This is a genomic window from Oligoflexus sp., from assembly GCF_035712445.1.
Lineage (GTDB): Bacteria > Bdellovibrionota_B > Oligoflexia > Oligoflexales > Oligoflexaceae > Oligoflexus.
Window position 1 is genome coordinate 40,376 of record NZ_DASTAT010000141.1, and the last position, 23,708, is coordinate 64,083.

The window sequence follows — 23,708 nt, forward strand, 5'->3', positions numbered from 1 at the left end:
TGATGCAGTTAATGGATGAAGCCATCCAGGAGTTTATCAACGAGTGCAGCGAGATGCTGGAACGCGTTTCGGTGACGTTGACCGACATTGAACGAACAGGTCCGAGCCCGGACAAGTACAGTTCGATCTATCGGGATATTCACACCATAAAAGGTTCAGCCCAGCTCTTTGGCTTCAATCAGATCGGCACCCTGGCCCACGCCATGGAAGCCACGCTGGATCCTGTGCGCAAAGGCCGGCTGCAGCTGAGCAGCGACCTCGTCGATTTGATTTTGAAAGGCCTTGATCATATTCATCACATCCTCGAAACCGTGAAAAAGGACAGGCGCGAGGGTGATTTTCAAAAGGAAGTGCAGCAGTATATTCCCCGGCTCGTGGACACGCTGACCCGGAAATATCATACGCCCCTCAGGCTCCTGCGTGATGAATTCGCGGACTATGAAATCCTGCCGAAGGAAACGCCCGTGCAGCTGATGCCCGAGGAGCTGGCGGAAATGACCAAACCGATCCCGGCTCCCGTGCGCGTTGCGTCCACCAAGGGAAACGCTCCGGCCTCGCCCCCTGTGGCTGGGGTGGAACCGCTGTCCAAGGCACCCGCACGGACTCCTGCGCCCGCAATCCAAAAGAGCGCAAAGCCTGCGGACGAACGCCCGGCTGCTCCTGCTGCGGCCGAGAATCAGGATACCATCCGCGTTCAGGTCACGGTTCTGGATAAGCTGATGAACCTCGCCGGCGAACTCGTCCTCGTCCGCAATCAGATGCTGCGCTATTCGAGCGTTCATGCGCGGCAGAATCCTGAGCTATCCCGTCTGAGTCAGAAGATCAATGCCGTGACCTCGGAGATCCAGAACGAGGTCATGAAAACCCGCATGCAGCCGATCGGCAGCATCCTATCCAAATTCAATCGCATGATCCGGGACCTGTCCCGCGATCTGAACAAGAAGATCGAATTGAAATTGGAAGGCACGGAAACGGAACTCGACAAGGCTTTGATCGAGGCCGTCAAGGATCCCCTGACCCACATAATCAGAAATTCCGCCGATCACGGGATTGAACTGCCTGCCGATCGCCTCGCGCAGCACAAACCCGAGCATGGCACCATCACGGTCCGGTCCTATCATGAAGGCGGCCAGGTCGTGATCGAGATTTCCGATGATGGGCGTGGTCTCAATCGCAAGAAAATCATCGAAAAAGCCTTGGAAAAAGGCATCATCACGGCCGAGGAAGGCCGACTGATGAGCGACCCGGAAGCCTGGCAGCTGATCTTCGCCGCCGGTTTTTCCACAGCGGATCAGGTGTCCAGCATCTCAGGCCGCGGGGTCGGCATGGATGTGGTGAAGACCAATATCGAAAAGATCGGTGGCGTCATCGAACTTGATTCGGTGCAGGATCAGGGTACAAGGATCCTTCTGAAAATTCCGTTGACCCTCGCCATCGTCCCGGCTTTGATCATCCGCTCCGGCGGCATACGGTTGGCCATTCCCCAGGTGAAACTCCTGGAGGTCCTGCGCGTCAGCAAAAGCGGAGAGGGCCAGCGCCTGGAATATATTCATGACAGGCCGGTCTATCGTCTGCGCGGTCAGCTTCTGCCTCTCGTCGACCTGCAGGAGTTTCTGTCTGTTCCCCCGCTGCGTTCGGCCAAGTCCCTCATGTTCGATGAGGATATGGCGAGCATCGTCGTTTTGAAATCCGGCTCCTCATCCTTTGGCATCATCGTCGATGAGATCGAGGATAACGCGGACATCGTCGTCAAACCGATTCCCATGTTCTTGAAAAACGTCGGCATCTATGTCGGCGCCACGGTCCTTGGTGATGGCTCGGTGGCCCTGGCTCTTGACGTCGGCGGCATCGCCGAAAAAACCCAGCTGGCGAGCGGCGCGGATAGTCGGAAAACCCTGGATTCCGCCCAGACTCAGCAGCGCGGTCACACGGTCCTGGATTACATCGTCTTTGATATGGGCGATCAGGGCCTTTACGTTATGCCCATGAGCATCGTGAATCGTCTGGAGGAATTCAAGAACTCCCGCTTTGAATATGCCGGCCATAGAAAGCTCGTTCAGTACCGGGATAAGCTTCTGCCCATAGTCTCGCTTGCGGACTACTACCAGGACCTTTCCCCCGAGCTGAAGGACTATACTCTCAAGTCGCTGAAAGATCCGCCGGATGCCGTGTGCCCCGTGATCGTCCTGCAGATCTATGACAGGCTCGTGGGCCTCCAGGTTCGCCGGATCGTCGACATCGTCGGGATGGATGGCAATATCGACGATAGTTTGAAGATTCATCATGCGATTCATGGCACGCTCATCTTCAAAAATCGCATCTATACCGTACTCGACGCCTACCGCGTGATCCGCGATTCCTTGAATCTTCAGGATCAGCATGGAAAGGCAGCGGCTGGCACCACCCATCAGCTTTTGGTGGTCGAGGATTCGGACTTTTTCCGCAAGCATATGGAAAGGCTCCTGACCGATGCCGGTTACCTTGTGCGCACCGCCCAGAATGGACAGGAGGCCCTGGACATTCTGGAAGCGGCCCCCGGGGCCTTCAGCCTCGTCATATCTGATATTGAAATGCCGATCCTTGATGGTTTCGGCCTCGCCCAGAAGATTCGCGCGACGCCAACGCTGAGTCGCCTGCCTTTGATCGCGGTCACCACCCGCTATCGGCAGGCGGATATTGATCATGGGGAAAAGGTGGGCTTTGTCGCCTATCTCGAAAAGCTCAATGAAGAGCATCTGGTCGATGTTGTCCAGAGCATACTTTCGCGCCAGGGGGCTTGAACGATGAGCACAAAACAAAACAAAGTCCAGCTCAGCACTTTTTTCCTGGGAAGCCGCTGGTTCGCCTTCGATGTGACCCGGGTTCAGGAAATCGTCAAACCCATGGACCTGACTCCGGTGCCGCTGGCGCCCGTTCACGTCCGCGGCCTGATCAACCTGCGCGGTCAGGTGGCCACTGCGATCGGACTGCGCGAGCTCTTTGCTCTCAAGGACCAGGGCGTGGCCGAGGCCTTCAATATGGTCTGCCGCGTCGATGGCTTTCTGATGGCGTTTCAGGTCGATCAGATCGGTGATGTGATTGAAGTCACGATGCAGGACTATGAAACCGTGCCGGCCACCATACCCGAATCAACAAGGAAGTTCCTGTCCGGTGTTTTCAAAATGCAAAGTCAGCTGCTGAGTGTGATCGACCTCGACAAGGTCACCGAAGTTCTGAACCAAACCGGCGGCAAAGCTGCTTAAGGACGACGCCATGCGGATGCTGATAGTTGATGACTCGGTCGTGTTTCGCAGCCAGATCAAGGCGATTGCGGAGCAGATCCCGGCGATCACGGAAATCGTCCTGGCTTCCAACGGCAAACTCGCTTTGCAGCGTCTGGAAGCGTCTTCTTTCGATATCATGACGCTCGACCTCGAAATGCCCGAGATGAATGGTCTCGACACGCTGCGCGCCATGCGGAATCTTCCCAGGCGTCCGGCGGTCCTGGTTTTCTCGGCTCTATCCTCCCGTGGTGCCGAAGCCACGATCAAGGCCATGGACCTTGGCGCCCTGGATTTTTTCACCAAGCCGACCCAGGTTTTGAATCTGGAAGAGGCGCAGCAGCTGATTCGTCAGGATCTTCTGCCGCGCATCACGGAGCTCTGCCAGAAGCTGCAGAAAAAACCAGCTTCCGCATCAGCGTCCAAGCCTTTGGATCAAAGGCGTCAGCCCATGCAGCCCGACCTGCGGACGAATAGTGAGCTGATAAAGCCCGATGCTGTGGTCATCGGCGCTTCCACCGGCGGACCGGCTGCCTTGAAGGCTGTGATGCGGAGCCTGAGGCCGCCTTTGCCCTTTCCTCTTTTCATTGCCCAGCACATGCCGCCTCTTTTCACCAAATCGCTGGCGGACAATATTACGGAAATGCTCGGTATTCCCGCGGCGGAAGCGCAGCATCAGGAAGTGGTGCAGCCCAATCGCATCTATGTGGCTCCTGGTGATTATCATCTCTCGCTGAAAAATCGCGGCGATCAGGTACTGACGATTCTCGATCAGAAGGAAAAGCGCCATTCGGTGCGTCCGGCGGTGGATGTTCTCTTTGAAAGCGCGGCGGATATTTACGGTCATAAATTGCTCGGCATCATCCTCACCGGCATGGGCCAGGATGGAATGGCCGGTTGCAAGCAGATTAAAGATAAACGCGGCATGATACTGATCCAGGATGAAGCCAGTTCCGCCGTCTGGGGCATGCCCGGCGCTGTCTTCCGCCTGGGTGCCTATGACAGGGTCTGCACGCTGGAAGAGATGGAACAACTCCTGGCGCGAACCCTTGGGAGGGCTGCCTGATGTCCGTCGCCTTTTGCCGCTATTTGATCGATCACAAAAACCTTGATCCGGTGGTTTTCCTGGATGCCGTTGATCAGCTGCGGCGCATGACGCCGACTCTTCCGCGGCTGATGCTCGATCATAAAATGCTCGATCATGAAACCATGCTGAAGGTCTTCGCCCACCAGGCCGAGCAGAAAATTTCTTTCGAGGCCAGCTGCAAGGCCCTCGGCGTTTGGACGGACAGTCTGGAATCCTCGCTCGCGGACATCCTCGCGGAATCGCATCAGTCCATCTTTCATATCCTCCTGGAACGCCAGCTCATCAGCCCGCAGGATCTGATCGCCGCCATGGATGAATTTCTCGCGACCCATGCGCACGTTCAAAAGGATGAATCAGGAGAAGCGGCATGACCTTCTTTGGCAACATTCTTTTGGACGAGAAACTGGTCACGACCCAGCAGCTGGTGGAAGCGCTCGTCAAGCAATCCGAGGAACTCGCCTCGCCCATCCGCATCTGCCTGGACCAGAAACTTGTGGCCCCGGATCGACTGGTCGATGCCGTGCTGGAGGCTGCCGAGCAGCATACGACCCTGCCCGAGATGCTGCATCGCATGAAGCTGGTCGACAGTCAAAAGGCCGAGCAGATCACCCAGGCGCTGAAGAATCAAAGGCGCCCGATCGGGCAGATCCTGGTTGATCAGGGCGTGGAACTCAAGAATCTTTCGCAGCTTTTAGTCCGCTATCAAAAATCCCAGGAGCAGCTGCCGGATGCCACGGGCTTTGAATTCCACTTCCCCGAAGTGCATGGCGAAACCAAAAAGCAGTATCTGAACTTTTTCAGTTCGCAGTTCAAAGAGGAACTGGAGCGCGCGATCAATCAGCTGCCTTCGCTCACGGGCTTTCAGCTGACTCAGGACGGTGCCCACTCGCGTCAGCTGGAGGACATGCTGCATCAGCTGACCGCCGCCGCCGGCTTCGCGCGCATGGAGGTTTCGCGCCATCTGTGTGAACGCGCTGCCCTGCTCGTGGAGCGCATCAATATGCAGCAGCTGAACTGGAACGAAACCATCGCACAAACGATCGGCCGCGTTCTGATCAGCACGCTGGATGTGCTCTGGGAGCTTCAGCGTTTTATTGAAATCAGTGGGTCCGAACGGGATTTCTGGCAGAACGCCCAGTCCCGTCAGAATTATTTGAAAGCTTTTAAGGCGCTCGAACGCCACTTGCCTTCCTAGGAGTCCTGTATGCATATCCTCATAGCTGACGATTCCAAATCGGTTCATGCCTTTATGAAATCCCTCTTTGCAGGGACCGCGCATCAGCTCGTGCATGCGCAGGACGGTCAGGACGCCTTCGATCAGTGGCAGAAGCAGCCCAATGGCTTTGACATCATCCTCCTGGATTGGGAGATGCCGGTGCTTGATGGCTACGGCAGTCTCGATAAACTCCTGACGGCCGGCTGCACGACTCCCATCATGATGGTCACCTCCAAGAATGATCCCAGCTATATCACCAAGGCCATCGAACGCGGAGCCGTTGAATATGTTATGAAGCCCTTCGATCGGGACATCCTTTTTGAAAAAATCGAGATGGTCCTGGGGAGAAAGGTGGCCTGACATGATCGCCAAGGAAACGCTCAAGATCTTTGCCGACCTGATCCTGCACGAGACGGGCATCGTCTTCAAGGAAAGCAATTTTTATCAGCTGGAAACGCGGATCGAACATATTCTGCAGCAGAATACCATGACGCTGGATGCCTTCATCCGCGGCGTCATCACCGAGCGGCGCGCCGACCTCCTGGCCCAGCTCCACGACCAGGCCACCAACAATGAAACCTCTTTTTTCCGTGACCCCAAGGTGTTCCAGTCGCTCTTTGCGCACGTGATGAAGCCCTTCTTCGAAACCAAGAGCGGCCGCACGCTCCAGATCTGGAGCGTGGCCTGCAGTACCGGGCAGGAACCCTATTCCCTGGCCATGGAGTTGGAAAACTATCGGCTTTTGAAGAAGGATGCATCCTATCGCATTCTCGCTACCGACTACTCCCAGCGCGTGCTGAAGAAAGCCCAGGACGGCATCTATACCCAGGTCGAGGTCCAGCGGGGTTTGAGCGCCGTGAACCTCGTCCGCTATTTTGAAAAACTGGATAACCGCGAAAACGCCGTCGACATTCGCTGGCAGATCAAGGCCCAGCTCCGGTCCCATATTGAGTTCAAGCCTTTCAATCTGCTGGCCCCGGCCTGGCGCCTGCCTCGCCCGCAATTCGACCTTATTCTGTGTCGGAATGTCCTGATTTATCAGGATCCCGAGAACCGTCGGGAGATCCTGAAGAAGCTGTCGCAGCATCTGACCGAGGACGGAATTCTGATCCTGGGCTGTGCTGAAGCCATCACGAATCTACCGGAAATTTACGTGCTGAACGTGGTTGGCGATGCCACCACCTATAAGTTGGCTCCCGCCGCCCGCGCCCGAACCGCCGTGGCCTGAAGGGAGGCACCGCACCCGCACGCGCCGGCCCTCCGGCGCCAGAGCCTTAATACAGCCATTCAAGCGTATCAAGGGCCCATCTGGACAATCCCCGGGATTTCGTTATAGTACAAGGCCATGTGCCTCTTTTGGCCCGTCCTGTATCCTTAAAGGATTCCCATGCGCCTCATCCTATGGATTGCGATCTTCGTCAGTACACTGGCAGGAGCCAGCTACGGCTATTATAAGTTTCGCGCAAGCCGCATGATCGCCCACCCCGCGTTCATCGAGGAATTCGCGGCTGAAGCGCGCGAGTATCAGGCGCCCGTGGCGGAGGCCAGCGAAGCGGCGGCCATGGCCGAGGACGAAGAACTGGAGTGCCGCTATCTGCGCGCCATGGATTGGGAAGCGATCCTGAATAACCACACCTGGCTGAATGGTATCGAGCGCGAGGCTATCAAGGCCGATACGGTCTGGATTCTGCGTTTAAGCCTGCTCGCCTTCCTCGGTATGGAATACGACCTCTTTGAAATCGAAAAGATTGATGCCGAGACGCTCACCTATCACCGCATTCATTATGCCGACGCCCCTGAAGCCGTGGTGCAGTCGGAAACGCAGCCCTTCGAACATTTTCGGCAGCAGATCTGCGGCATCCAAAGGGTTCGGCCGATGGTTTACGTCGCCTCCGACCTGGGTCAGATAGCCCTGCCCCTGCCCGAGGAATTCAACGAACGCTTCATGAACCAGGCTGAATTTCGCCAGCTGCTGGGTGAACACCTCAATAAACCATTTCGTATCAATATCAATCAAAGCAACTGGACCGTTGAAGACTTCCTCGATCTTATGGAACAACGCTGATCCCCGGTCTCGTCAGAAAGGCTCACTTACATGCTAGGCAACGTGCTCGCCATCACCTGCGCCATGGTATGGTCGCTGTCGATCATCCTTATGAAAAAATCCGGCGCGCGGATTCACCCTCTGGCTCTGAACCTCGGCAAGAACGTTATTGGCCTCATTCTTTTGCTTATCACCGCCTGGGTGGTGGATGGTGGGGTGCAGGTGCCTCCGGCCCGGGAAACCGCTCTTTTGCTGCTCAGCGGCTTTTTGGGGATCGGGGTCGCCGATGGTTTCGTGCTGCGCGCCATGCAGCATCTGCACGCGTCGCATGTCGGTATACTGGAATGTCTCTTCGCGCCTTTCGTCATTATTCTTTCGGTTCTGTTCCTTGGCGAGAAACCCACGATGACCATGTTCATTGGCGGAGCCTTGATCGTGGCCTCGCTGCTCTTCGTCTCGCCTCCGCCTGCGCTGGCCGATGATAGCGAAGCTCCGAAAGAGCGAGGCCGCGGTATACTTCTGATGGCTCTGGGCCTCTTTCTGATCGCCCTTGGCATCATTCTCGTCAAGCCCCTCTTCGGCAGCACAAGCCTGATTTCCCTCGTGACGATTCGCATGACGGCGGGTGTCGCCGGGTCGTCTTTGATTTTCGGCGCCATCGGTGATCGTCGCGCGCGATTCCGCGAGTTCTTCACCGCACCGCACAAGGCAACGCTGCTTGCTGGCTGTATTCTGAGTGCTTATCTGTCGATTATTCTTTGGGTGGCGGGCTATAAGTATCTGCAGGCGTCCGTGGCGGCTTTGCTCAATCAGACTTCGACCATTTTCACGCTGATCTTTGCGATCCTTTTTTTAAAGGAAAAGCTGACCCGTTCGAAAGTGATCGCGATTTGCCTGGCCATGAGCGGAGCAGCGCTCATCACTCTGGCCGGCTAAAACTTTTTCACATCAAGTTTTCTTCGTTCTGACTGAGCCTCACCGCCAGCTCCAGGATGTAGCGGTAGCCTGCGGACTTCCGCAAGACGGATTTCACGCAGCGGGGAAGCTCTTTACACTCCTGGCTGCGGTCCTTGGCGCTGATGATCAGCGTAGGCAGTTCCTTCACGAAACAATTCAGGTAGAGCGAGATATCCACTGCGTTCTGGTCGCCCAGATCGTAGTCCAGGATCGCCACATCATATTTCTTGAAGAGGTCAATGACACCAAGGTCTTCGATATTTTCATAGCAGTCGAGCGGGATCCCTTCCATGTCCGCCAAACGCTGCATGATGGCCAAGAAACTCGGATCATCATCAATCAAGACCATGCGGCGCGGCGATGAAAACGGTTTCTGCAGTTGGCTGAAGTAGCGACTATCCCACACCCCGGTTTGTCTCTGCAGAGATGTTGTTTCACATCCCATGGTTTGAATGTACATCGTCATTTTCCTTTCTCTGGCCTGTCAGAAGCCCCATTGAAGGCAGCTCCTCCTCGGCTATCAACCTGCACAATTCTTTTCAACAAAAAGCGACGCGAGCTTGGTAGTGGAGATTATGGGAAATGATCGCCATGAGCAAAGTGCGAACGCAATTCTTCCTTTCAAACATGGATTTAGGCCAAAAAGGGCTGGTTTTTGCGGCAGTTTTAGCGGGAATGTGAAGTGGGAGGACCAAAAGGTCCTCCCATCTTTATAGAGTTGATAGGGGAAAATTAAAGAACAGCGGGTATCTGCATGGTCACGCAGTGCACAGCGCCGCCGGTCGCGATCATCCCATCACTGGGAATGAAGACGACTTTGTAACCGAGCGATCCGTAAACGCGGCGAACCTCGGCTTCATAGCTCTTGAGAAGGCTTTGGTCCGCGTAGCTGCGGCCGCTGCTGCTCACGTACTGGGGGATGATCGCGGTTCCGTTGAGAAGCAGCGAGTTGGTGTACGAGCGGTAAAGGTCTGCGCTGGGAACTGGCATCGGGATGCGCACCACTTTGTAACCGAGATCCGCGATATCCGCTGCGCGCGCGTCCAGGAACTCCTGAATGCGCAGCGCGAGGCTCCGATTGCTGCTGCTTGCATACGACAGCGTTTCGTCGCTGATCTGACCGACGATGACGGTATCATCGTTCAGGAACTTGCCCCACATATCGATGTGCCCCGTGCCTTCGCTTGGCATGCGGGGGAAGATAAAGGTCTTCGCACAGCCAGCGAAGCTGCCATAATATTGTTTGATGTCTTCGGCATCCAACACAATATCACCGGCTTTGAAGACGTCAGCATTGGCATCCGTAACACGGGTTGTCATCATGCACTCGCCGCGCATGTTGTTCATGAAGTTGCCACCTTCGTTATAAACGGGAACGCTGACGCGCGGCGTGCCCGTCAGTCCAGCGAATGAACGGCTGGTGGCATCATCAGCAGGACGACGCGGATAATAATTGAAATCGAGGAGGCGGAGTTCGTTATCCGAAGTGATGGCCCCCAGTGGCGACCAGTCACGAGCCCAAACGGTCACCTGACCCGAGTCCTTCTGCTCCACGATGGACAGCTTGCTCACGTCCTTGCCCAGGACCTGGCGCAAACGACTGAAGGCTGGAGACTGCACTGTCGCTCCCGAGCCACGGTTCACCGTGATCCAGACTTTTTTCGCGCCCGCATCCACGATGGCTTTGACCAGATCTTCGCGACCATAGCTGCTCAGCAGCTCCGAGGAAACGATGACGCCATCTGCTTTTGCGTATTCGGCAGGAACAACCTGCTGATCCCGATAAGCGGACATGCTGGACGCAGACGCGTCTTCATAATGTCCATCGAGTTTCGACTTGGCACCAGTGCCACAGGCAGTTGCCACCAAAGTCAGTGTCAGCAGGCTTAAGCTCACAGGCTTGAAATTCATGAAGGACTCCTTGAAAGATGGAATAACCATCTCCCCTTTTATAGAAGCGGAGTCCAGGATACAATTTCGTCGAATTTAACCAGCAGAAAAGGATATGCGTTTTTACTGAATAAAAATCAGCCTACCTTAATGTGCCAGGGCTCGAAACGAACACCGTAGCTATTGTTCGGCGTATAGCGGATATCGACATAACCGAGATCAATGAGGCGTTTGAAGACGTCACTCTTCGCAAAGTGATCGGTGAAGTTGCGATAACCCCAACCGAGTTTGCCCACATCGAAGTCGCTAATGCCATGATAGGAGTGGCCTGGAGGTGCCAGCGAACGCGAAGCCCGGGAAAGGTTGCCCTGACACGCGATGGCCTTGCTTAAAAAAAGATGCAATTGTTTGACGACCGAGCGTATGCCGGATGTCAGCACGATGTCGCTGCCGACATCCCGCACGATTTCCTGATAAAGAGCCTCGGGACGGCCTCTGAAGATATAATGACCGGAGCCAGGAATCTTCACGGCATCCTTTTCATCAAAGCGCGCGGTCAGTTTATCCGTGACCTTCTCACCGTAAAAACCATAATTGCGCGCATCATAGAAAAATATTTCTTCGACGAAGCTCATCTCGTCCGTCGCGAAAGGGCCAATCTGAGACATGTTGGCTGCAGACTTCAGGAGTTCGTCAAAGCTGAGCAGATTGAATCGAGCAAAACCTATCGCCTCCTGCGCGCGCGCCAGTCGCGATTGAACCTGTTTCAGGAGTTTGAATTTTTCAGGCGTCAGATAGATATCATCAGGAAAGTCGGTGTCGAAGTTTTCGATCTTCTGCTGCATGCGCTTTTGAAGGTTCGGATCCAGCGGGGGCTGAACTTTATCCTCTGAATTTTCTTGGGAAAAAGATGCCGCCAAGGGCCGCGTGGCCACCACGCCCAGGGCGAGAGCAAAACCTTTAAATATTTCGCGGCGTTGCATGACATCAACCCTTATACCAAAAACCGACCCTTCGCACTGCACTCTGGTTCGGAAGCCGTAAAAAAAACTTGAGTCCGGCATTCCTAAAATTCTTAACTTTTGGGAAGAAACGCCGAAGCAGGATCAGAGGACAGACTATGCACGTGGGCTGGAAAAATCTCTTGAACCAGCAGGATCTGGAGCGGCGTATCATCGCCTTCTATACCCTGGGCGCTATTATCATCACGCTGATCTTCAGCGTCATGATCGCGTTTTATGGGGCTCTGGCGCTAGGGCTGGGATTGGTGCTGACCGCGGGTAACAATCTGCCGGTTTTGTATTTGCTCCGTCGCAAAAAAAATACCCGCATGGCCGCTTATTACCTCATTTCCCAGGGCGCCTTCACCATGACTCTGGCCATTGCCTTCGTGGGCGGCGCGGAAGGGCCTGTGACCTACTGGATCGGTATCCTGCCTCTGGCTGGGGGGCTTCTTCTGCGCTTCCGTGGGATCGTATTCGGAACGGTTCTGGCCCTGGTCTCGCTTCTGGTGCTGGCTTTACGCGGCTTCATCCCCGGCGTCTATGACGTCCTTATCCCCGATGCCTTCTACCTCGTCATATCCCTTTGCTGCTTCACGCTGATGATCAGCTTCATGTCCTATTTCTTTTTGCAAAAGAACGCCATGGTCGTGGCGGATCAGACCCGCAAGCTCGATAACCTTCTGAACATAGTCACGCATGATATAGCCAATCCTCTGACGCTCATAACAGGGCATGCCGAGCTGCTCCTGGTGCAGGAGGCCAGCCCCGCGCATACCAATGCTTTGCGCCGCATTGCCCGCGCTTCCGAACTGATCACCGATATCCTGCATAAGGTCCGGCAGATTCAGGCGGCCAAGGCCGGCAAACTGAGGATAGAAACCAGTCCCGTGAGCCTGCCCCAGGTTTTCGACAAGCTGCGCTTTGTGTTCGAGGCGCGCCTGGACCTTAAAAAGCAAACCCTGCGCATCGACCTGCCCTCTGCTTTGCAGGGCGTGATGGTGCGAGCTGAGCCGGTGATGCTTCTGAACGAAGTGCTGAGCAACCTCGTTTCGAACGCCATAAAATTTTCACCCGTCGGCAGTATCATTGATGTGGTGGTGACGCGTGCTCATGACTTCATGCGGATCGAGGTGCGGGATCAGGGCATGGGAATTCCCAAAGACCTTATGCCGCATATCTTCGACGACTTCCGTTCGACCAGTCGGCCCGGCACCGAAGGCGAGACCGGCACCGGCTTTGGCCTGCCTTTGGCGCGGCATGTCGCGGAAGCATTCGGCGGCAGTCTTCATGCCACGAGTCGGCAGGGCGATGACGCCCGCGGGGCCAGCGGCACAACTTTCATTCTCATGCTGCCCGTTGCGAGCGAAGAGCTGCTTTATCCCAAGGCTTCCTGAGGCCAGCTATTCCAAGGGCTTTGCATCTTCATGCAGAAAACGGATCCCCCGGACTTGATGAATTCATCGGTCGCGACTTCGATCGGCGTGAAACCATAGCTCCGCAGCATGCGGCAGGTTTCAGTGGAACCTTCCTGCAGGATCACGTGCTGCTGATCAGGGCAGTGCGCATTGCAGGCAAATCGGGGGGCGTCGGCTTCATGCAGCGGCACTTCGATGATACGCGGGAAGAGGCGTTCCAAAACGCTCCAGCCTTCCTGGGTGAAACCCTCGCGGCAGGCCAGCACCGTGCGTGCATCCAAAAGACTGAGACAGGTATCGAGATGATAGAACTTGGGATGCTTCAGCTCAAAAAGAACGATGGGCGTTCCCGTCAGCTCATGGATCGTTTCATAGATGCGCGCATCCGTTCGGAAGCCATAGCCGCCGCATATAAGCCGACGGCCAGGCACCCAAAGCGCGTCCCCCATGCCTTCAAAAAGAGTCTCGGCCCGACGCGCCGGCAGCGCATGCACGCGAACGCCGAGGCGTTCCAGCTGCGACGCCAGGGACGCGACCTCCAGATGCCGGGTTTCATCCCACATGTTGCTCAAAATAACGGAAGGCTGTCCGGCCTTGTCCAGGAAGGGAAATGTCTGATTCGCGCAGAAGACCATATCGGGGCATTCGGGGCGGCAGTCCATGATCGTGGTTTTCAGTCCCAGCTGCTGATAGACGTCGAGCAGTTTCTTCCACTGCTGCCGGGCTCTTTCCTTGTCCACTTTTCGCAGCTCGCCCTGTTCATCGCGCATGTGAGCATTGATCGCCGCCACCAGATCGAACCCATCGGGCTTCACAAAAAAATGGGATCGGCCCTGAACCATCTCAGGATACTGGTCTGCAGGACGCAAGCATCCACCACTGCGATCGATCAAACATCGTTCCATGGATTCACTCTGTTTCAAATTTAGTTTAACAGCTCTTGGTCTTTATCCAAAAATTTCGAATATCTTGCAAGAAAATTCAAAATCGCGCCACAAAGGCGTTAACAAGGTCCTCAGAATTTACACACAAGTTCCGAAAAGTAAGAGACGAACACCCATGAGGTCTGTGTGGTGATGCCCCGATTCCGTCCGATCAAAATCGCGAAATCCCTTCCTGTCATGACTTTGGCGCTTGGCAGCCTTCCGAGCATCGCCCGAGCGGATCTGGCAAGACAGCATCAATCCTTTGACCGACTGGTCCTGCCTGGTGGACGCGCGGCCATGCTGGGCGGGGCTTACACGGCGCTTTCCAATGACCCATCGGGACTTTTCTATAATCCGGCCGGGATCGTGCAGGGAACGCAGAATCAGGTTTCCCTGAACACATGGTCCACCAACCGCAGCGAGGTCGTCTTCAAGGAAGCCGTGAAGGGTCAGGATTTCACCGAAACCTCGAACACGCTCTTCGGTGGTTTCGCAGGCGGCGTCTTTCACAAAAAATGGATCACGCTCGGCTATGTGATCGCCACGCTCGACAAGCGCAACATCAATCAGGATGACTATTTTTACGATATTTCCAACGAGGATGGCCAGGCCCGCGACTTCACGCGGATTCATCAGGAAAGCAATTCCTATGACCTCTTCGGTGCCAGCGTCGCCTTCAGCCTCGGCAAATCCTGGTCGATCGGTCTCGCGAGCTTCTATTATGATCGCAGCATCGAAGCCATGGATTATCAGCAGGTGACCTTCAACGGCGGCCAGGTCCTGGTTCAGGAATCCAAGGTCCGCGTGTCCAATCAGGGATTCCATGGCAATGCCGGCATTCAGTATCGCGGCGACAGCGTCAGCCTCGGTGCCAGCGTGCGGGTCGGGGAGCCGGTGCTGAACAAGGGCAGCCTGAATTTCAATTCCGTGACGCATGCCGTCGCCAACACCGTGCCTGATGTGGTCAATTACACGAGCGATGACTACGAAGTCGATACCGAGATCATTCCCACCATCTATCGCCTGGGACTCGCGTTTCATCCGGCCCCTGGTTTTCTGGTCAGTACGGATCTTTCCTATTCCGCTCCGGTCGCGGTGGATAATGGATCACCGGATCGGCTGGGCACCTGGAATTATGCCTTGGGTTTGGAAACGGGATTCACCAATTGGCGTTTGATGCTTGGCGTTTTCACCAACAACTCGACCTTCCCCGAGATTCAGGGTGATGGCACCAATCAAACTGCACACCTGGATTATTTGGGCAAGACGATTGGCACATCCATCATCACGAAGAGTTTTGATCTGCATCTGGGCTTTGTCAGGCAGGATGGAAGGGGCACCGCGCAAATCGTGGCGGGTACCACAGCCAATCAAAGGGTGGAAGCGACGACCGAGAACATACTTCTGAGCTGGACCTTCAAGCTTTAATCAAGCCTTCGCGGCCGTTTTCGGCAGCATCACGGCCTGGGCCATGTGCTCTTTGATCTTTTGGATGAGAAGAATCCGATTGATAGGCTTGCAAACAAAATCATCACAGCCGACTTTCAGGCAACGCTCCAGATTCTCTTTGCGCGTGTGGGCCGTCACAGCCAGGATGGGATTTTTAAAGCCCGAGTTCCGCAGACGCGTCGTGGCTTCGTAACCATCCATCTCGGGCATCTGGATATCCATTAAAATCACGTTGAAATCGCCCTTCAGACCCTTTTCAACACCTTCCACTCCATTGCAGGCCAGTTCCACTTCCGCTTCGACCAGAGCCAGCATACGCACCACCAATTCGCGATTATCGGGCGCATCGTCCACAAAGAGAACTTTGACGCCTTTCAGATTCAGCAGGCTCTGGTCAGAAGCGGCCATGCGTGCCGGACGTCGGTTGCTTTCATCCTGGAGTGCTTTCATATCCGTCTCTCCCGGGTCCTGGAACCCATCAAACACCGAATCCCAACAAAATCTCGTCTGCTGGGCAGCAGACGTTCGCACACAAGGTTAAGGAAGTGTACGACTGCCAGCACACTTCGTCCAGGTTCCAATCCCAGCAATCGAATCCTGGCCAGGCGACCAGGTGTTGATGCGTGAGGGCGGCCTGCAGGCGTCCAGCTTCTAAAAAAAATGGCGTCTGTCTTTGCATTGATCATTCAAGATATTTCACGACTGATCAACCAGCATTTTGCTTTATGCGATCTTCGCAATCGCTTGCATCTCAGCAAAGCCCAGAAAATTTCCGAGCGTGCGCGTCTCTCGTGACTCCTGGGAGTCAGAGTTAACAGCAGACAAAATGCTTGGTCTCTGCACGCAATTTAAGACTTTTCCTCGCGCCTGCCAATTCTCTTTTTCAAAGCGGAGGATTCCCATGGAAAGGCAGGCCCAGCTGCAGATTTTTACGGATGAATCGGGCGTTAAAAAAGGGGCCGAAGCCCCTTAAAGGATCATCTACAAAACTGATCGCGTCATCGGCTCAGCTGGAATTCGCTGCCATCATCCCTTCTTTCGCCTTGAGCCGACGTAAGCAATAAAAGTTCATCGTGATAACATCAACTGACCATGTTGAGTATCTCGGGTGCGCTGAGCTTTTCTCAGCTTGAAGGTCCCGTCTCAGCTCCTAGGAATCCGCGCCTCGCATGAGACGGGCTCAGCTCGCTTCCACGCACTTTCTTGGGGCCGCAGCCCCATCTTTTTCAAGTCAAAAGCATAACAGCATCAAGCCCAGGTCGCGCGATACGCGTGGGAGAAGCGTGAGCGGCCTTGCAGGACGCCCAATCCGAAAGAGCGATGATTTCAGGTGGACCCTGCTCGCCCTTGAACGTCAAACGGATCAAAGGATCATCCGCGAAACTGAGACCGACGATGCTGTGATCGCGCAATTCGCTCAGCTGGAACTCGCTGCCATCACCCCAATCCTCTGTTTTCAGACGACGAACGAGTATGAGTTCATCGCTGCGACGTCGACTGATCACACTCAGGACAGCATCCTGCGGCAAAGGCAAACAACTATGGAGGGGACCCGGAAGTTTTTGCAAGAACGAAGCGGTAAACACCCGCAGATGACCTTCCTGCGTCACAGCCAGAAGCCGGGTATCGGCCGCAAACGCGCCGATGGCTTTCCCTCCAACATTCTCACCTAGCTTCTGGGTTTTGGCATCATAACTGAGCTGCAGGGTGAGCTTGGGTGTCTGCGCTCGGGCCACCGACTTGACCGCACGGAGAGTCAGGACGCGACCGCGACTGTTGCGAGTTTCGCTGGGTAGTTTGCCCAGGTTGTAAAGCAAAGGCTGTTTTTCCGTGCTCAGGCTTACTTCCACAAAGGCATCCGCTCCTTCCGGCCAGATCTGAGCAAACAGCACCGAATGGATGCCCTTGGCCAGCTCATAGCTCTTATCCCGCGACCAGCCGCTCAAGCGCACAGCCTTGGCGAGCACAGGGCCATCCTCCTGCTCGCGATAGACGATGTGCAGCACATTGGTGCCGCTGGTCGGTGGCAGGATGCTGACAAAGAAAAGATCTTCGCCCACGAAACTCTTATCGCTGACCTTGACCAGCATCCCCTGTCCATTCCGCCGAACAGCCAGAACCTCATCCAGGTCCGAGCAATCGGTCAGGAACTCGTCTTTTTTCAGGCCGGTTCCCAGGAAACCTTCCTGACGATTGACGTAGAGCTTCTGGTTCGCAAGAACCACTTCACGCGCGCTGACTTCACCAAAGGTGGCGATTTCCGTGCGACGCTTCAGGTTTTTGCCGAAGCGCTGCTTCAGCGATTTGTACCAGCTGATGGTATAGGCGGTGAGCTGCTTCAGATGCGCTTCGGCTTCCTTCAGCTCGGTCTGGAGTTTATCCAGGACTTTATTCGCCTGCTCGGTATCGTATTTGGTCAAACGCTTGAAGCGGATTTCCAAAAGCGCTTCCAGATCATCATCGGTGACCGGGGTGACGATCGCTTTCAGATGCGGTTTGAAAGCCTTCTGCAGGATGGGCAGGGCCTCTTCCCAGGACGTCGCGCCTTCAAGCTTTCTATAGATCTTCTGCTCGATGAAAAGCTGCTCCAGGGTCGCCTTATGAATCCTTTTCAAAAGCGTATCGCGGGTCAGCTCCAGCTCGCGCTTCAGGAGTTCGCGGGTGCGTTCCACCGAATCGACGAGCAGATCGCGCGTGCTTAAAAACGCGGGCTTTTCATCCTGGATCACGCAGCAGTTCACCGAAATGCTGATTTCACAGTCGGTGAAGGCATAAAGCGCTTCCAAAGTCTGCTCGGCCGAGACGCCGGTCGGCAGATGCACGCGGATATCGACTTCATGCCCCGTGTTGTCCTCGACGCGCTTGATCTTGATCTTGCTCTTGTCATGCGCGGCCAGGATGGATTCGATCAAACTCACCGTCGTCGTGCCGAAAGGCAGATCGCTGATCTGCAGCGTCCGGGCATCGACGATGCGAATCCGCGCACGAACCCGCACGCGACCGCCGCGACGACCTTCCGAATAGCCGCTGAAATCGGCCAGGCCACCCGAGGGGAAGTCCGGCATCAGAGTCCAGGGTTTATTCTGCAAATGCAGCACAGCCACATCGCAAAGCTCCGCGAAATTATGCGGCAGGATCTTGGTCTGAAGTCCAACCGCGATCCCTTCCACACCCAAAGCCAAAAGCAGCGGGAATTTCACCGGCAGATGCACAGGCTCCCGGTTGCGCCCATCATAAGACGCCTGCCACTCGGTCAGGTCCTCGTGAAAGAGAATTTCCTTTCCAAGGGCCGAAAGGCGCGCTTCGATATAACGTGGAGCCGCTGCGCGGTCGCCGGTGAAGATGTTGCCCCAGTTACCCTGCATATCAATCAAAAGATCTTTTTGCGCGATCTTGACCAGCGCGTCCTCGATCGCCATATCACCATGCGGGTGATAGCGCATCGTGTGGCCGATAACGTTGGCGGCTTTGTTCAAGCGACCGTCATCCAATTCCCAAAGCGCATAGAGGATGCGCCTTTGCACGGGTTTCAGACCGTCCTTGATGTGCGGCACCGCCCGATCCAAAATCACATACGAGGCGTAGTCCAAAAACCAGGACTCGTATAAATCTTCCACATGGGCTGGGCCCGTTTCCGTTCTCATTCAGCTTGCTCCAGAACGCTCAGAGGTTCTTCCGTACGCAGATTGTCGATGATGAAGCGCTGGCGCTCCTGTGTGTTTTTTCCCATGAAGTAGCTCAGGATTTCCTGGATCGCCGCCTTCTGCGAAAGACGGACGGGCTCCAGCCGCATTTCCGAGCCGATGAACTGGCCGAACTCATCCGGCGAGATTTCACCAAGGCCTTTGAAACGCGTGATTTCAGACTTGGCGCCCAATGCCTGAAGGGCCTTGTTCTTTTCCTTCTCATCATAGCAGTAGCGCAGGGCCTTCGGCGTGCGCACGCGGAAGAGCGGCGTTTTCAGGATGAAAAGATGTCCGGCCTTCACCAGTTCGGGAAAGAACTGGAGGAAGAAGGTCATCAGAAGAAGACGGATATGCATCCCGTCGACGTCGGCATCGGTGGCGAGCACGATGCGCTGATAACGGAGATTCTCGATGCCGTCCTCGATATCAAGGGCGTGCTGCAGAAGGTTGAACTCTTCATTCTCATAAACGACTTTTTTGGTCATCCCAAAGCAGTTGAGCGGTTTGCCGCGCAGACTGAAGACAGCCTGGAGTTTCACATCCCGCGCCTTCGTCAAGGACCCGCTGGCCGAATCACCCTCGGTGATGAAGAGCGTCGACAGCTGGGCATCGGCATCGCGGCTCAGGCGATGCGTGCGGCAATCCCGCAGTTTTTTGTTGAAGACGTTGGCCTTCTTCGCCCGTTCATTGGCGAGCTTTTTGATCCCCTGCATCTCTTTGCGTTCCCGCTCGGACTGCAGGATTTTTTTCTGCAGGGCCTGCGCGGTTTCGGAATTCATATGCAGGTAATTGTCGAGCTGCGTGCGCAGGAAGTCGATGATCCAGGACTTCAGACTCGGTCCGTCGTCACCAAGGGTCTGCGAACCCAGTTTGGTTTTGGTCTGCGATTCGAAGACCGGATTGTCGATGCGGATGGCGATCGACGCGATCAAACCACCGCGGACATCGGCCGCGTCGTAATCCTTTTTATAGAATTCGCGCACCGCACGCACGAGACCCTCGCGCAGGGCCGCCTGATGCGTTCCGCCCATCGTCGTATGCTGGCCGTTGACGAAGGAATAGTGCTCCTCGCCATACTGCTCGCCGTGGCTCAGGGCCACTTCGATGTCGGGCCCACGCAACTGAATGATGGGATAACGGAGTTCCACGAGCGCGGTTTTCTGCTTCAGAAGATCCAGGAGACCGTCCTTCGACGCGAAAACCTGGCCATTCAAAACGACCTCAAGCCCCCCGTTCAACCAGGCGTAGTTCCAGAGCATCTGCTCCACAATTTCGCGGTCAAACGCGTAGTTTTTGAAGATCGTGCTGTCCGGCCGAAAGAACACCTCGGTTCCATCCGGTGCCTTCGGGTCTTTGAACTTCTCTTCCTTCACCAAAACGCCGCGGGAAAAGGTTGCTTTGACACCTTCGCCCTGCCGTCTTGAAGCGATCCAAAATTCTTCAGACAGCGCATTCACAGCCTTGGTACCGACTCCGTTGAGTCCCACGGATTTTTTGAAGGCACCCGAGCCATACTTTCCACCTGTGTTGATTTGCGAGACACAGGCCACGACCTTGCCCAAAGGGATACCGCGACCAAAGTCACGAATCCGCACGCCGTCAGGCTCCAGATGGATTTCAATCCGGCTGCCTGCCCCCATAACGTGCTCATCGACGCAGTTATCGACGACCTCTTTGAGCAGGATATAAATGCCATCATCGCTCTGACTGCCATCGCCTAATTTCCCGATATACATGCCTGGGCGCAGGCGGATATGATCCTTCCAATCGAGTGATTGGATATGTTCTTCGCTATAGTCCTGCTCCATTCATTTCCTCGTCTCAGGTCCACACACTACAATAAATAGTGCAAAGCATGACCCGATGCGAGGCGGCGTGTCCAGGAAAAAAGCAAAAAGCCGGGCATTTTGCCCGGCTTCTGTGTTTATTCTTGCTTTTCGATCAGCTTACTTGGCGACCTCGATCGCGTCGAAAGAGAAGGAAAGTTTGTCAACTTTCAGATCGGCGAGCCAGGTCGAAGCCGTGGAACCACCGGTCGAAATCACCGCTTTGGTTGCATCCGGTCCACCCGCTACCGTATCCACCAGCGTGTAGGTGTTATGGCTGGGGTTATAGAGACCGTTGACCAAAGGACGAATGCCTTTCACATGCAGCGGCACAGGTGAATCGATACGGAGTTCTTTCACACCAAGGGAGCGCTTGCCTTCCTCGAGTGTATTTTCCCAAACCGTCGCGATGATCTTCGCACCTTCCACGCCGGGCACTTTCAAAGGCACAACGACGTCCATGAACGAGTGGGTGAACTGATCACCGTTGAACGAAGCCTGGGTCGTGATCACGAGCTGGTTGATCTTGACTCCGCCTTCACGCTGAGCCACACGCAACTGGATGGGGCCAGCCGCTGCAACGTTGAACGTGAAAGGCGTGGTCGTGGGCACGGTGGCGTTGGCCGCCGCCTGGAACATCTGAGCCCATTTCCAGGTATCTTTGCCTGTTACAGGCGCGATAAAGGAGTTGAACGCAGCGCCGGCCGTTGGCGAAACCCACAGCTCGTTGCTGGTGGCCGCTTCCGTCTTGAGGCGAGCCCAGACGAAATAGGTTCCTGGCGCCTTCACATCCAGGTTGAATGTGATGAACGGAACAGCAGGCGTGGCTGCGTTCGGTGCGTTGCCCGCACGAGCCGCAGCTGGGGACGTTGCATAGTTTTTGATGGCGCCATCGACATCATCGGTGGCCATCGTATAACCGGTCAGGGTTGCTCCTGTGATGCCGGCAAAGGCATATTCAGGAGGAATGGTCAGGGTCACAGGTGCTGCAGAAGCCAGCATGATATCACCCGTGGCGTTCGGATAGGTGACAGGAGTGGGCTTGAAGCCATTGGCCTCCAAATCCTTCAGCCAAAGAGTAACCTTGGCCGCCATGGCATCAACGCAGGCCTTGGTCGATCCTTCCCAGCAGTTGTGGGCGTGCTTCATCTTATCAACCGCGAAGGATTGATCAACGCCAGGGAAGTTATTGAGTTTCGATTTCTCGAGGAAGGTCAGGTGAGCCTTGTCGATGTTGGTATCGACGAAAGTCGAGGCATGGCATTCCTGGCAGAAAGGCACCAGGATAGGCTCATAAAGGTTGGCCTTGAAAGAAGCCAAGGAAACGTCCATCGGAACGTTGGAGACGTTGCCCACGGGCTGACCCGTTGCATCATCGATTCCATCGCCGTCCTTGTCGTCTGCGGTGATAGCCCTCGGTGTTGATCCGCTTGGCTTGGAAGGCGCCTGTCCGCAGCCAGTCAGTCCCACAGCCACGAAGCTGCTCAGCACTAGGATGAGTCCAAACTTCTTCATATGAGTCCCCATCTCCTGAAGTCAAACCGAAACCTTGGTCTCGGAAAATTTTCATCCCTCGATACTTAATCTCTAAGAAGGTCTTGGGCGCAGCAGGAGTCAGCAGTTTGGGAACAGCAGCAGGAGGATAAGACCAAAACTTTTCTCTTAGCGCGACAAGAGGCGCCGCATACGCGGCGCCTTTGTTTAAACCGCGATCATTAAGCTTTCGGAGCGAAAGCCTGGTACATGGCTTCCTGGCCTTTGAACGGGTTGACCGTTGCGTTGGCAGCCAGGATGGATTCGAACTGAGCCATGCGGCCTGCGAAGGCAGCATAGTTATAGGCGATACAGAGAGCCTGAGCAGCCGGGGTACCAGCGGTAACCGTAGCGTAGCTCGTATCAACAGCGCCGGAGTCGGCATATTTACCGATCTGGAGCATGTTGGTGCCTGGGATCGCGGTCTGACCGATGGCGATCATCAGTGCGGAACCATGCGAACCGTTGTCAGCGGAGAAGTCTGTACCGTTACCCGAAGAGGTCGAACCGTCAGCGGTCACAGCCACGAAGAGTGGAGCGCCTTTGCGGTGAGCAACTTCGAGAGCCAAACCTACAGTTTGACCAGCCATGAAGTCTTTGTTGTTCTGAGTCGCACGGCCTTGACCATGGTAGTCATAGCCGCCCATTTCGATCGAAGCACCCGAGGCCAGACCGTCAGACAAAAGTTTCGCCATGATGATGGCCTTAAGGCTGGATGGGCTGTTCGGAGCCGCAGTCGTCGCACCAGTCAAAGTCGCTACTGGGATAGCGTTGAACGGAGCGCCGGTGATGGCTGTGTCGGTTGTCGGGGTCAACTTATCAGCTGTGAACTGAGTCAGAAGATCCTTGGCACCCATGTAACCGCACTCGATCAGATCTTTCACCTGCTGGTTCAGATCTTTGGCCGAGAACGAGCCGAGCTTCGAAGCTGTCAGTTTGTGAGCAAGGTCAGCAACCGCAACCGAAGAGTTGACGTTGCCGCCGAAGCGGGTTGCGATCAAACCTGGGTTCACAAGACCTGTCAAGGAATCCTGGTTAGCGATCGTGGCCTTGGCCAGACCAGGGTTCTGAGCGACGTTCAGAGGCTGGGTACGACCGAGGGTGTTAGCCTGGTTCGTGGAAGTACCAGCGATCTGCACGAGCTGACCTGGGTTACCGATGATTTGAGTTGCCAGCTGAACAGGGTTCAGTGGGTTGTTGGCGGTATCATCACCAGATGTACCGGCGATACCGACAGCGACTGTTTTAGCAAGAGCAGCGGCGCTCATCACGCTCTTCATACCAGCCAGGAACTGGCTGCTGGCGATGAACTGGCCTTTCATGCTGGTATCCAGAGTGGGAGTACCAGTGACGCCAAGAGTCTGGTAACCAGCGGCAGCGAGCGGCTCGAAAGCAGCGCCGGCAGCTTGTTTACC

Annotated in this window: 20 protein-coding genes; 11 read left to right on the forward strand and 9 right to left on the reverse strand. The window is 55.4% G+C overall.

All coding sequences use genetic code 11. From position 1 onward, the window contains the following. Nucleotides 1-2 precede the first annotated feature (2 nt). From VFO10_RS29815 to VFO10_RS29855, 9 genes are all read left to right on the forward strand, one after another. The gene (locus VFO10_RS29815; protein ID WP_325145680.1) at nucleotides 3-2,780 is read left to right on the forward strand and encodes a hybrid sensor histidine kinase/response regulator; all 2,778 of its coding nucleotides are present in this window, start codon (nucleotides 3-5) and stop codon (nucleotides 2,778-2,780) included. Between the two features lie 3 nt (nucleotides 2,781-2,783). Further along, on the forward strand, nucleotides 2,784-3,242 hold the full coding sequence (locus VFO10_RS29820; protein ID WP_325145681.1) for a chemotaxis protein CheW: 459 nt from the start codon (nucleotides 2,784-2,786) through the stop codon (nucleotides 3,240-3,242). 10 nt (nucleotides 3,243-3,252) lie between these two features. Then, nucleotides 3,253-4,326, forward strand: a complete 1,074-nt coding sequence (cheB, locus tag VFO10_RS29825; RefSeq protein ID WP_325145682.1) for a chemotaxis-specific protein-glutamate methyltransferase CheB — start codon at nucleotides 3,253-3,255, stop codon at nucleotides 4,324-4,326. Then, complete coding sequence (locus tag VFO10_RS29830; RefSeq protein WP_325145683.1) at nucleotides 4,326-4,718, forward strand: hypothetical protein; 393 nt, start codon at nucleotides 4,326-4,328, stop codon at nucleotides 4,716-4,718. The genes cheB and VFO10_RS29830 overlap by 1 nt, the downstream gene beginning before the upstream one ends. Then, nucleotides 4,715-5,542 carry a hypothetical protein gene (locus VFO10_RS29835; protein WP_325145684.1) on the forward strand — a complete coding sequence of 276 codons (828 nt, stop codon included), beginning with the start codon at nucleotides 4,715-4,717 and terminating at the stop codon, nucleotides 5,540-5,542. Before VFO10_RS29830 ends, VFO10_RS29835 begins: the two co-directional genes overlap by 4 nt. A gap of 9 nt (nucleotides 5,543-5,551) precedes the next feature. After that, nucleotides 5,552-5,923 (forward strand): response regulator, encoded by a 372-nt coding sequence (locus tag VFO10_RS29840; protein WP_325145685.1) that lies wholly within the window; start codon nucleotides 5,552-5,554, stop codon nucleotides 5,921-5,923. Between the two features lies 1 nt (nucleotide 5,924). Further along, complete coding sequence (locus tag VFO10_RS29845) at nucleotides 5,925-6,791, forward strand: protein-glutamate O-methyltransferase CheR (RefSeq protein ID WP_325145686.1); 867 nt, start codon at nucleotides 5,925-5,927, stop codon at nucleotides 6,789-6,791. Between the two features lie 159 nt (nucleotides 6,792-6,950). Beyond that, nucleotides 6,951-7,628, forward strand: coding sequence for a hypothetical protein (locus VFO10_RS29850; protein WP_325145687.1), 678 nt, complete (start codon nucleotides 6,951-6,953; stop codon nucleotides 7,626-7,628). Between the two features lie 30 nt (nucleotides 7,629-7,658). Next, nucleotides 7,659-8,543 carry a DMT family transporter gene (locus VFO10_RS29855; protein WP_325145688.1) on the forward strand — a complete coding sequence of 295 codons (885 nt, stop codon included), beginning with the start codon at nucleotides 7,659-7,661 and terminating at the stop codon, nucleotides 8,541-8,543. A gap of 7 nt (nucleotides 8,544-8,550) precedes the next feature. On the opposite strand, the gene VFO10_RS29860 is transcribed toward VFO10_RS29855, so the two are convergent. The 3 genes from VFO10_RS29860 to VFO10_RS29870 all read right to left on the reverse strand — a co-directional run bounded on the left by VFO10_RS29860 (nucleotide 8,551) and on the right by VFO10_RS29870 (nucleotide 11,437). After that, nucleotides 8,551-9,024: a response regulator gene (locus tag VFO10_RS29860; protein WP_325145689.1), complete on the reverse strand. Its 474-nt coding sequence runs from the start codon at nucleotides 9,022-9,024 to the stop codon at nucleotides 8,551-8,553. A 272-nt stretch (nucleotides 9,025-9,296) separates the two neighbouring features. Beyond that, entirely contained in the window at nucleotides 9,297-10,475 is a 1,179-nt protein-coding gene (locus VFO10_RS29865; RefSeq protein WP_325145690.1) for an agmatine deiminase family protein, read from the reverse strand. 116 nt (nucleotides 10,476-10,591) lie between these two features. After that, nucleotides 10,592-11,437, reverse strand: a complete 846-nt coding sequence (locus VFO10_RS29870; protein ID WP_325145691.1) for a D-alanyl-D-alanine carboxypeptidase family protein — start codon at nucleotides 11,435-11,437, stop codon at nucleotides 10,592-10,594. 137 nt (nucleotides 11,438-11,574) lie between these two features. Here VFO10_RS29870 and VFO10_RS29875 point away from each other — a divergent pair, with 137 nt between their 5' ends. Then, nucleotides 11,575-12,852 (forward strand): HAMP domain-containing sensor histidine kinase, encoded by a 1,278-nt coding sequence (locus VFO10_RS29875; RefSeq protein WP_325145692.1) that lies wholly within the window; start codon nucleotides 11,575-11,577, stop codon nucleotides 12,850-12,852. Here VFO10_RS29875 and VFO10_RS29880 read toward each other — a convergent pair. Next, nucleotides 12,834-13,778 carry a dimethylarginine dimethylaminohydrolase family protein gene (locus tag VFO10_RS29880; protein WP_325145693.1) on the reverse strand — a complete coding sequence of 315 codons (945 nt, stop codon included), beginning with the start codon at nucleotides 13,776-13,778 and terminating at the stop codon, nucleotides 12,834-12,836. The genes VFO10_RS29875 and VFO10_RS29880 overlap by 19 nt on opposite strands. A gap of 165 nt (nucleotides 13,779-13,943) precedes the next feature. On the opposite strand from VFO10_RS29880, the gene VFO10_RS29885 reads away from it, so the two are divergent. Further along, the gene (locus VFO10_RS29885) at nucleotides 13,944-15,227 is read left to right on the forward strand and encodes a hypothetical protein (protein ID WP_325145694.1); all 1,284 of its coding nucleotides are present in this window, start codon (nucleotides 13,944-13,946) and stop codon (nucleotides 15,225-15,227) included. Here the strand turns inward: VFO10_RS29885 and VFO10_RS29890 are convergent, their stop codons facing one another. The 5 genes from VFO10_RS29890 to VFO10_RS29910 form a co-directional block, all read right to left on the reverse strand. Beyond that, nucleotides 15,228-15,698 (reverse strand): response regulator, encoded by a 471-nt coding sequence (locus VFO10_RS29890; RefSeq protein WP_325145695.1) that lies wholly within the window; start codon nucleotides 15,696-15,698, stop codon nucleotides 15,228-15,230. It abuts the gene before it with no gap. A gap of 776 nt (nucleotides 15,699-16,474) precedes the next feature. Continuing rightward, nucleotides 16,475-18,892, reverse strand: a complete 2,418-nt coding sequence (locus VFO10_RS29895; protein WP_325145696.1) for a DNA gyrase/topoisomerase IV subunit A — start codon at nucleotides 18,890-18,892, stop codon at nucleotides 16,475-16,477. Further along, entirely contained in the window at nucleotides 18,889-20,742 is a 1,854-nt protein-coding gene (locus tag VFO10_RS29900; protein WP_325145697.1) for a DNA topoisomerase IV subunit B, read from the reverse strand. The genes VFO10_RS29895 and VFO10_RS29900 overlap by 4 nt, the downstream gene beginning before the upstream one ends. Nucleotides 20,743-20,880: 138 nt before the next feature. Further along, nucleotides 20,881-22,275 carry a hypothetical protein gene (locus tag VFO10_RS29905; RefSeq protein ID WP_325145698.1) on the reverse strand — a complete coding sequence of 465 codons (1,395 nt, stop codon included), beginning with the start codon at nucleotides 22,273-22,275 and terminating at the stop codon, nucleotides 20,881-20,883. 200 nt (nucleotides 22,276-22,475) lie between these two features. Further along, nucleotides 22,476-23,708, reverse strand: a 1,233-nt coding sequence (locus tag VFO10_RS29910; RefSeq protein ID WP_325145699.1) for a hypothetical protein, incomplete at its 5' end; no start/stop codon positions are given.

Excerpts from the sequence above, each read along its gene's own strand:
- VFO10_RS29840 (WP_325145685.1), top strand. The coding sequence starts at position 5,552 with ATGCATATCCTCATAGCTGACGATTCCAAATCGGTTCATGCCTTTATG.
- VFO10_RS29850 (WP_325145687.1), top strand. The coding sequence starts at position 6,951 with ATGCGCCTCATCCTATGGATTGCGATCTTCGTCAGTACACTGGCAGGA.
- VFO10_RS29815 (WP_325145680.1), top strand. The coding sequence starts at position 3 with ATGCAGTTAATGGATGAAGCCATCCAGGAGTTTATCAACGAGTGCAGC.
- VFO10_RS29820 (WP_325145681.1), top strand. The coding sequence starts at position 2,784 with ATGAGCACAAAACAAAACAAAGTCCAGCTCAGCACTTTTTTCCTGGGA.
- VFO10_RS29905 (WP_325145698.1), bottom strand. The coding sequence starts at position 22,275 with ATGAAGAAGTTTGGACTCATCCTAGTGCTGAGCAGCTTCGTGGCTGTG.
- VFO10_RS29865 (WP_325145690.1), bottom strand. The coding sequence starts at position 10,475 with ATGAATTTCAAGCCTGTGAGCTTAAGCCTGCTGACACTGACTTTGGTG.
- cheB (WP_325145682.1), top strand. The coding sequence starts at position 3,253 with ATGCGGATGCTGATAGTTGATGACTCGGTCGTGTTTCGCAGCCAGATC.
- VFO10_RS29835 (WP_325145684.1), top strand. The coding sequence starts at position 4,715 with ATGACCTTCTTTGGCAACATTCTTTTGGACGAGAAACTGGTCACGACC.
- VFO10_RS29895 (WP_325145696.1), bottom strand. The coding sequence starts at position 18,892 with ATGAGAACGGAAACGGGCCCAGCCCATGTGGAAGATTTATACGAGTCC.
- VFO10_RS29855 (WP_325145688.1), top strand. The coding sequence starts at position 7,659 with ATGCTAGGCAACGTGCTCGCCATCACCTGCGCCATGGTATGGTCGCTG.
- VFO10_RS29870 (WP_325145691.1), bottom strand. The coding sequence starts at position 11,437 with ATGCAACGCCGCGAAATATTTAAAGGTTTTGCTCTCGCCCTGGGCGTG.
- VFO10_RS29875 (WP_325145692.1), top strand. The coding sequence starts at position 11,575 with ATGCACGTGGGCTGGAAAAATCTCTTGAACCAGCAGGATCTGGAGCGG.
- VFO10_RS29900 (WP_325145697.1), bottom strand. The coding sequence starts at position 20,742 with ATGGAGCAGGACTATAGCGAAGAACATATCCAATCACTCGATTGGAAG.
- VFO10_RS29830 (WP_325145683.1), top strand. The coding sequence starts at position 4,326 with ATGTCCGTCGCCTTTTGCCGCTATTTGATCGATCACAAAAACCTTGAT.
- VFO10_RS29880 (WP_325145693.1), bottom strand. The coding sequence starts at position 13,778 with ATGGAACGATGTTTGATCGATCGCAGTGGTGGATGCTTGCGTCCTGCA.
- VFO10_RS29890 (WP_325145695.1), bottom strand. The coding sequence starts at position 15,698 with ATGAAAGCACTCCAGGATGAAAGCAACCGACGTCCGGCACGCATGGCC.
- VFO10_RS29860 (WP_325145689.1), bottom strand. The coding sequence starts at position 9,024 with ATGTACATTCAAACCATGGGATGTGAAACAACATCTCTGCAGAGACAA.
- VFO10_RS29845 (WP_325145686.1), top strand. The coding sequence starts at position 5,925 with ATGATCGCCAAGGAAACGCTCAAGATCTTTGCCGACCTGATCCTGCAC.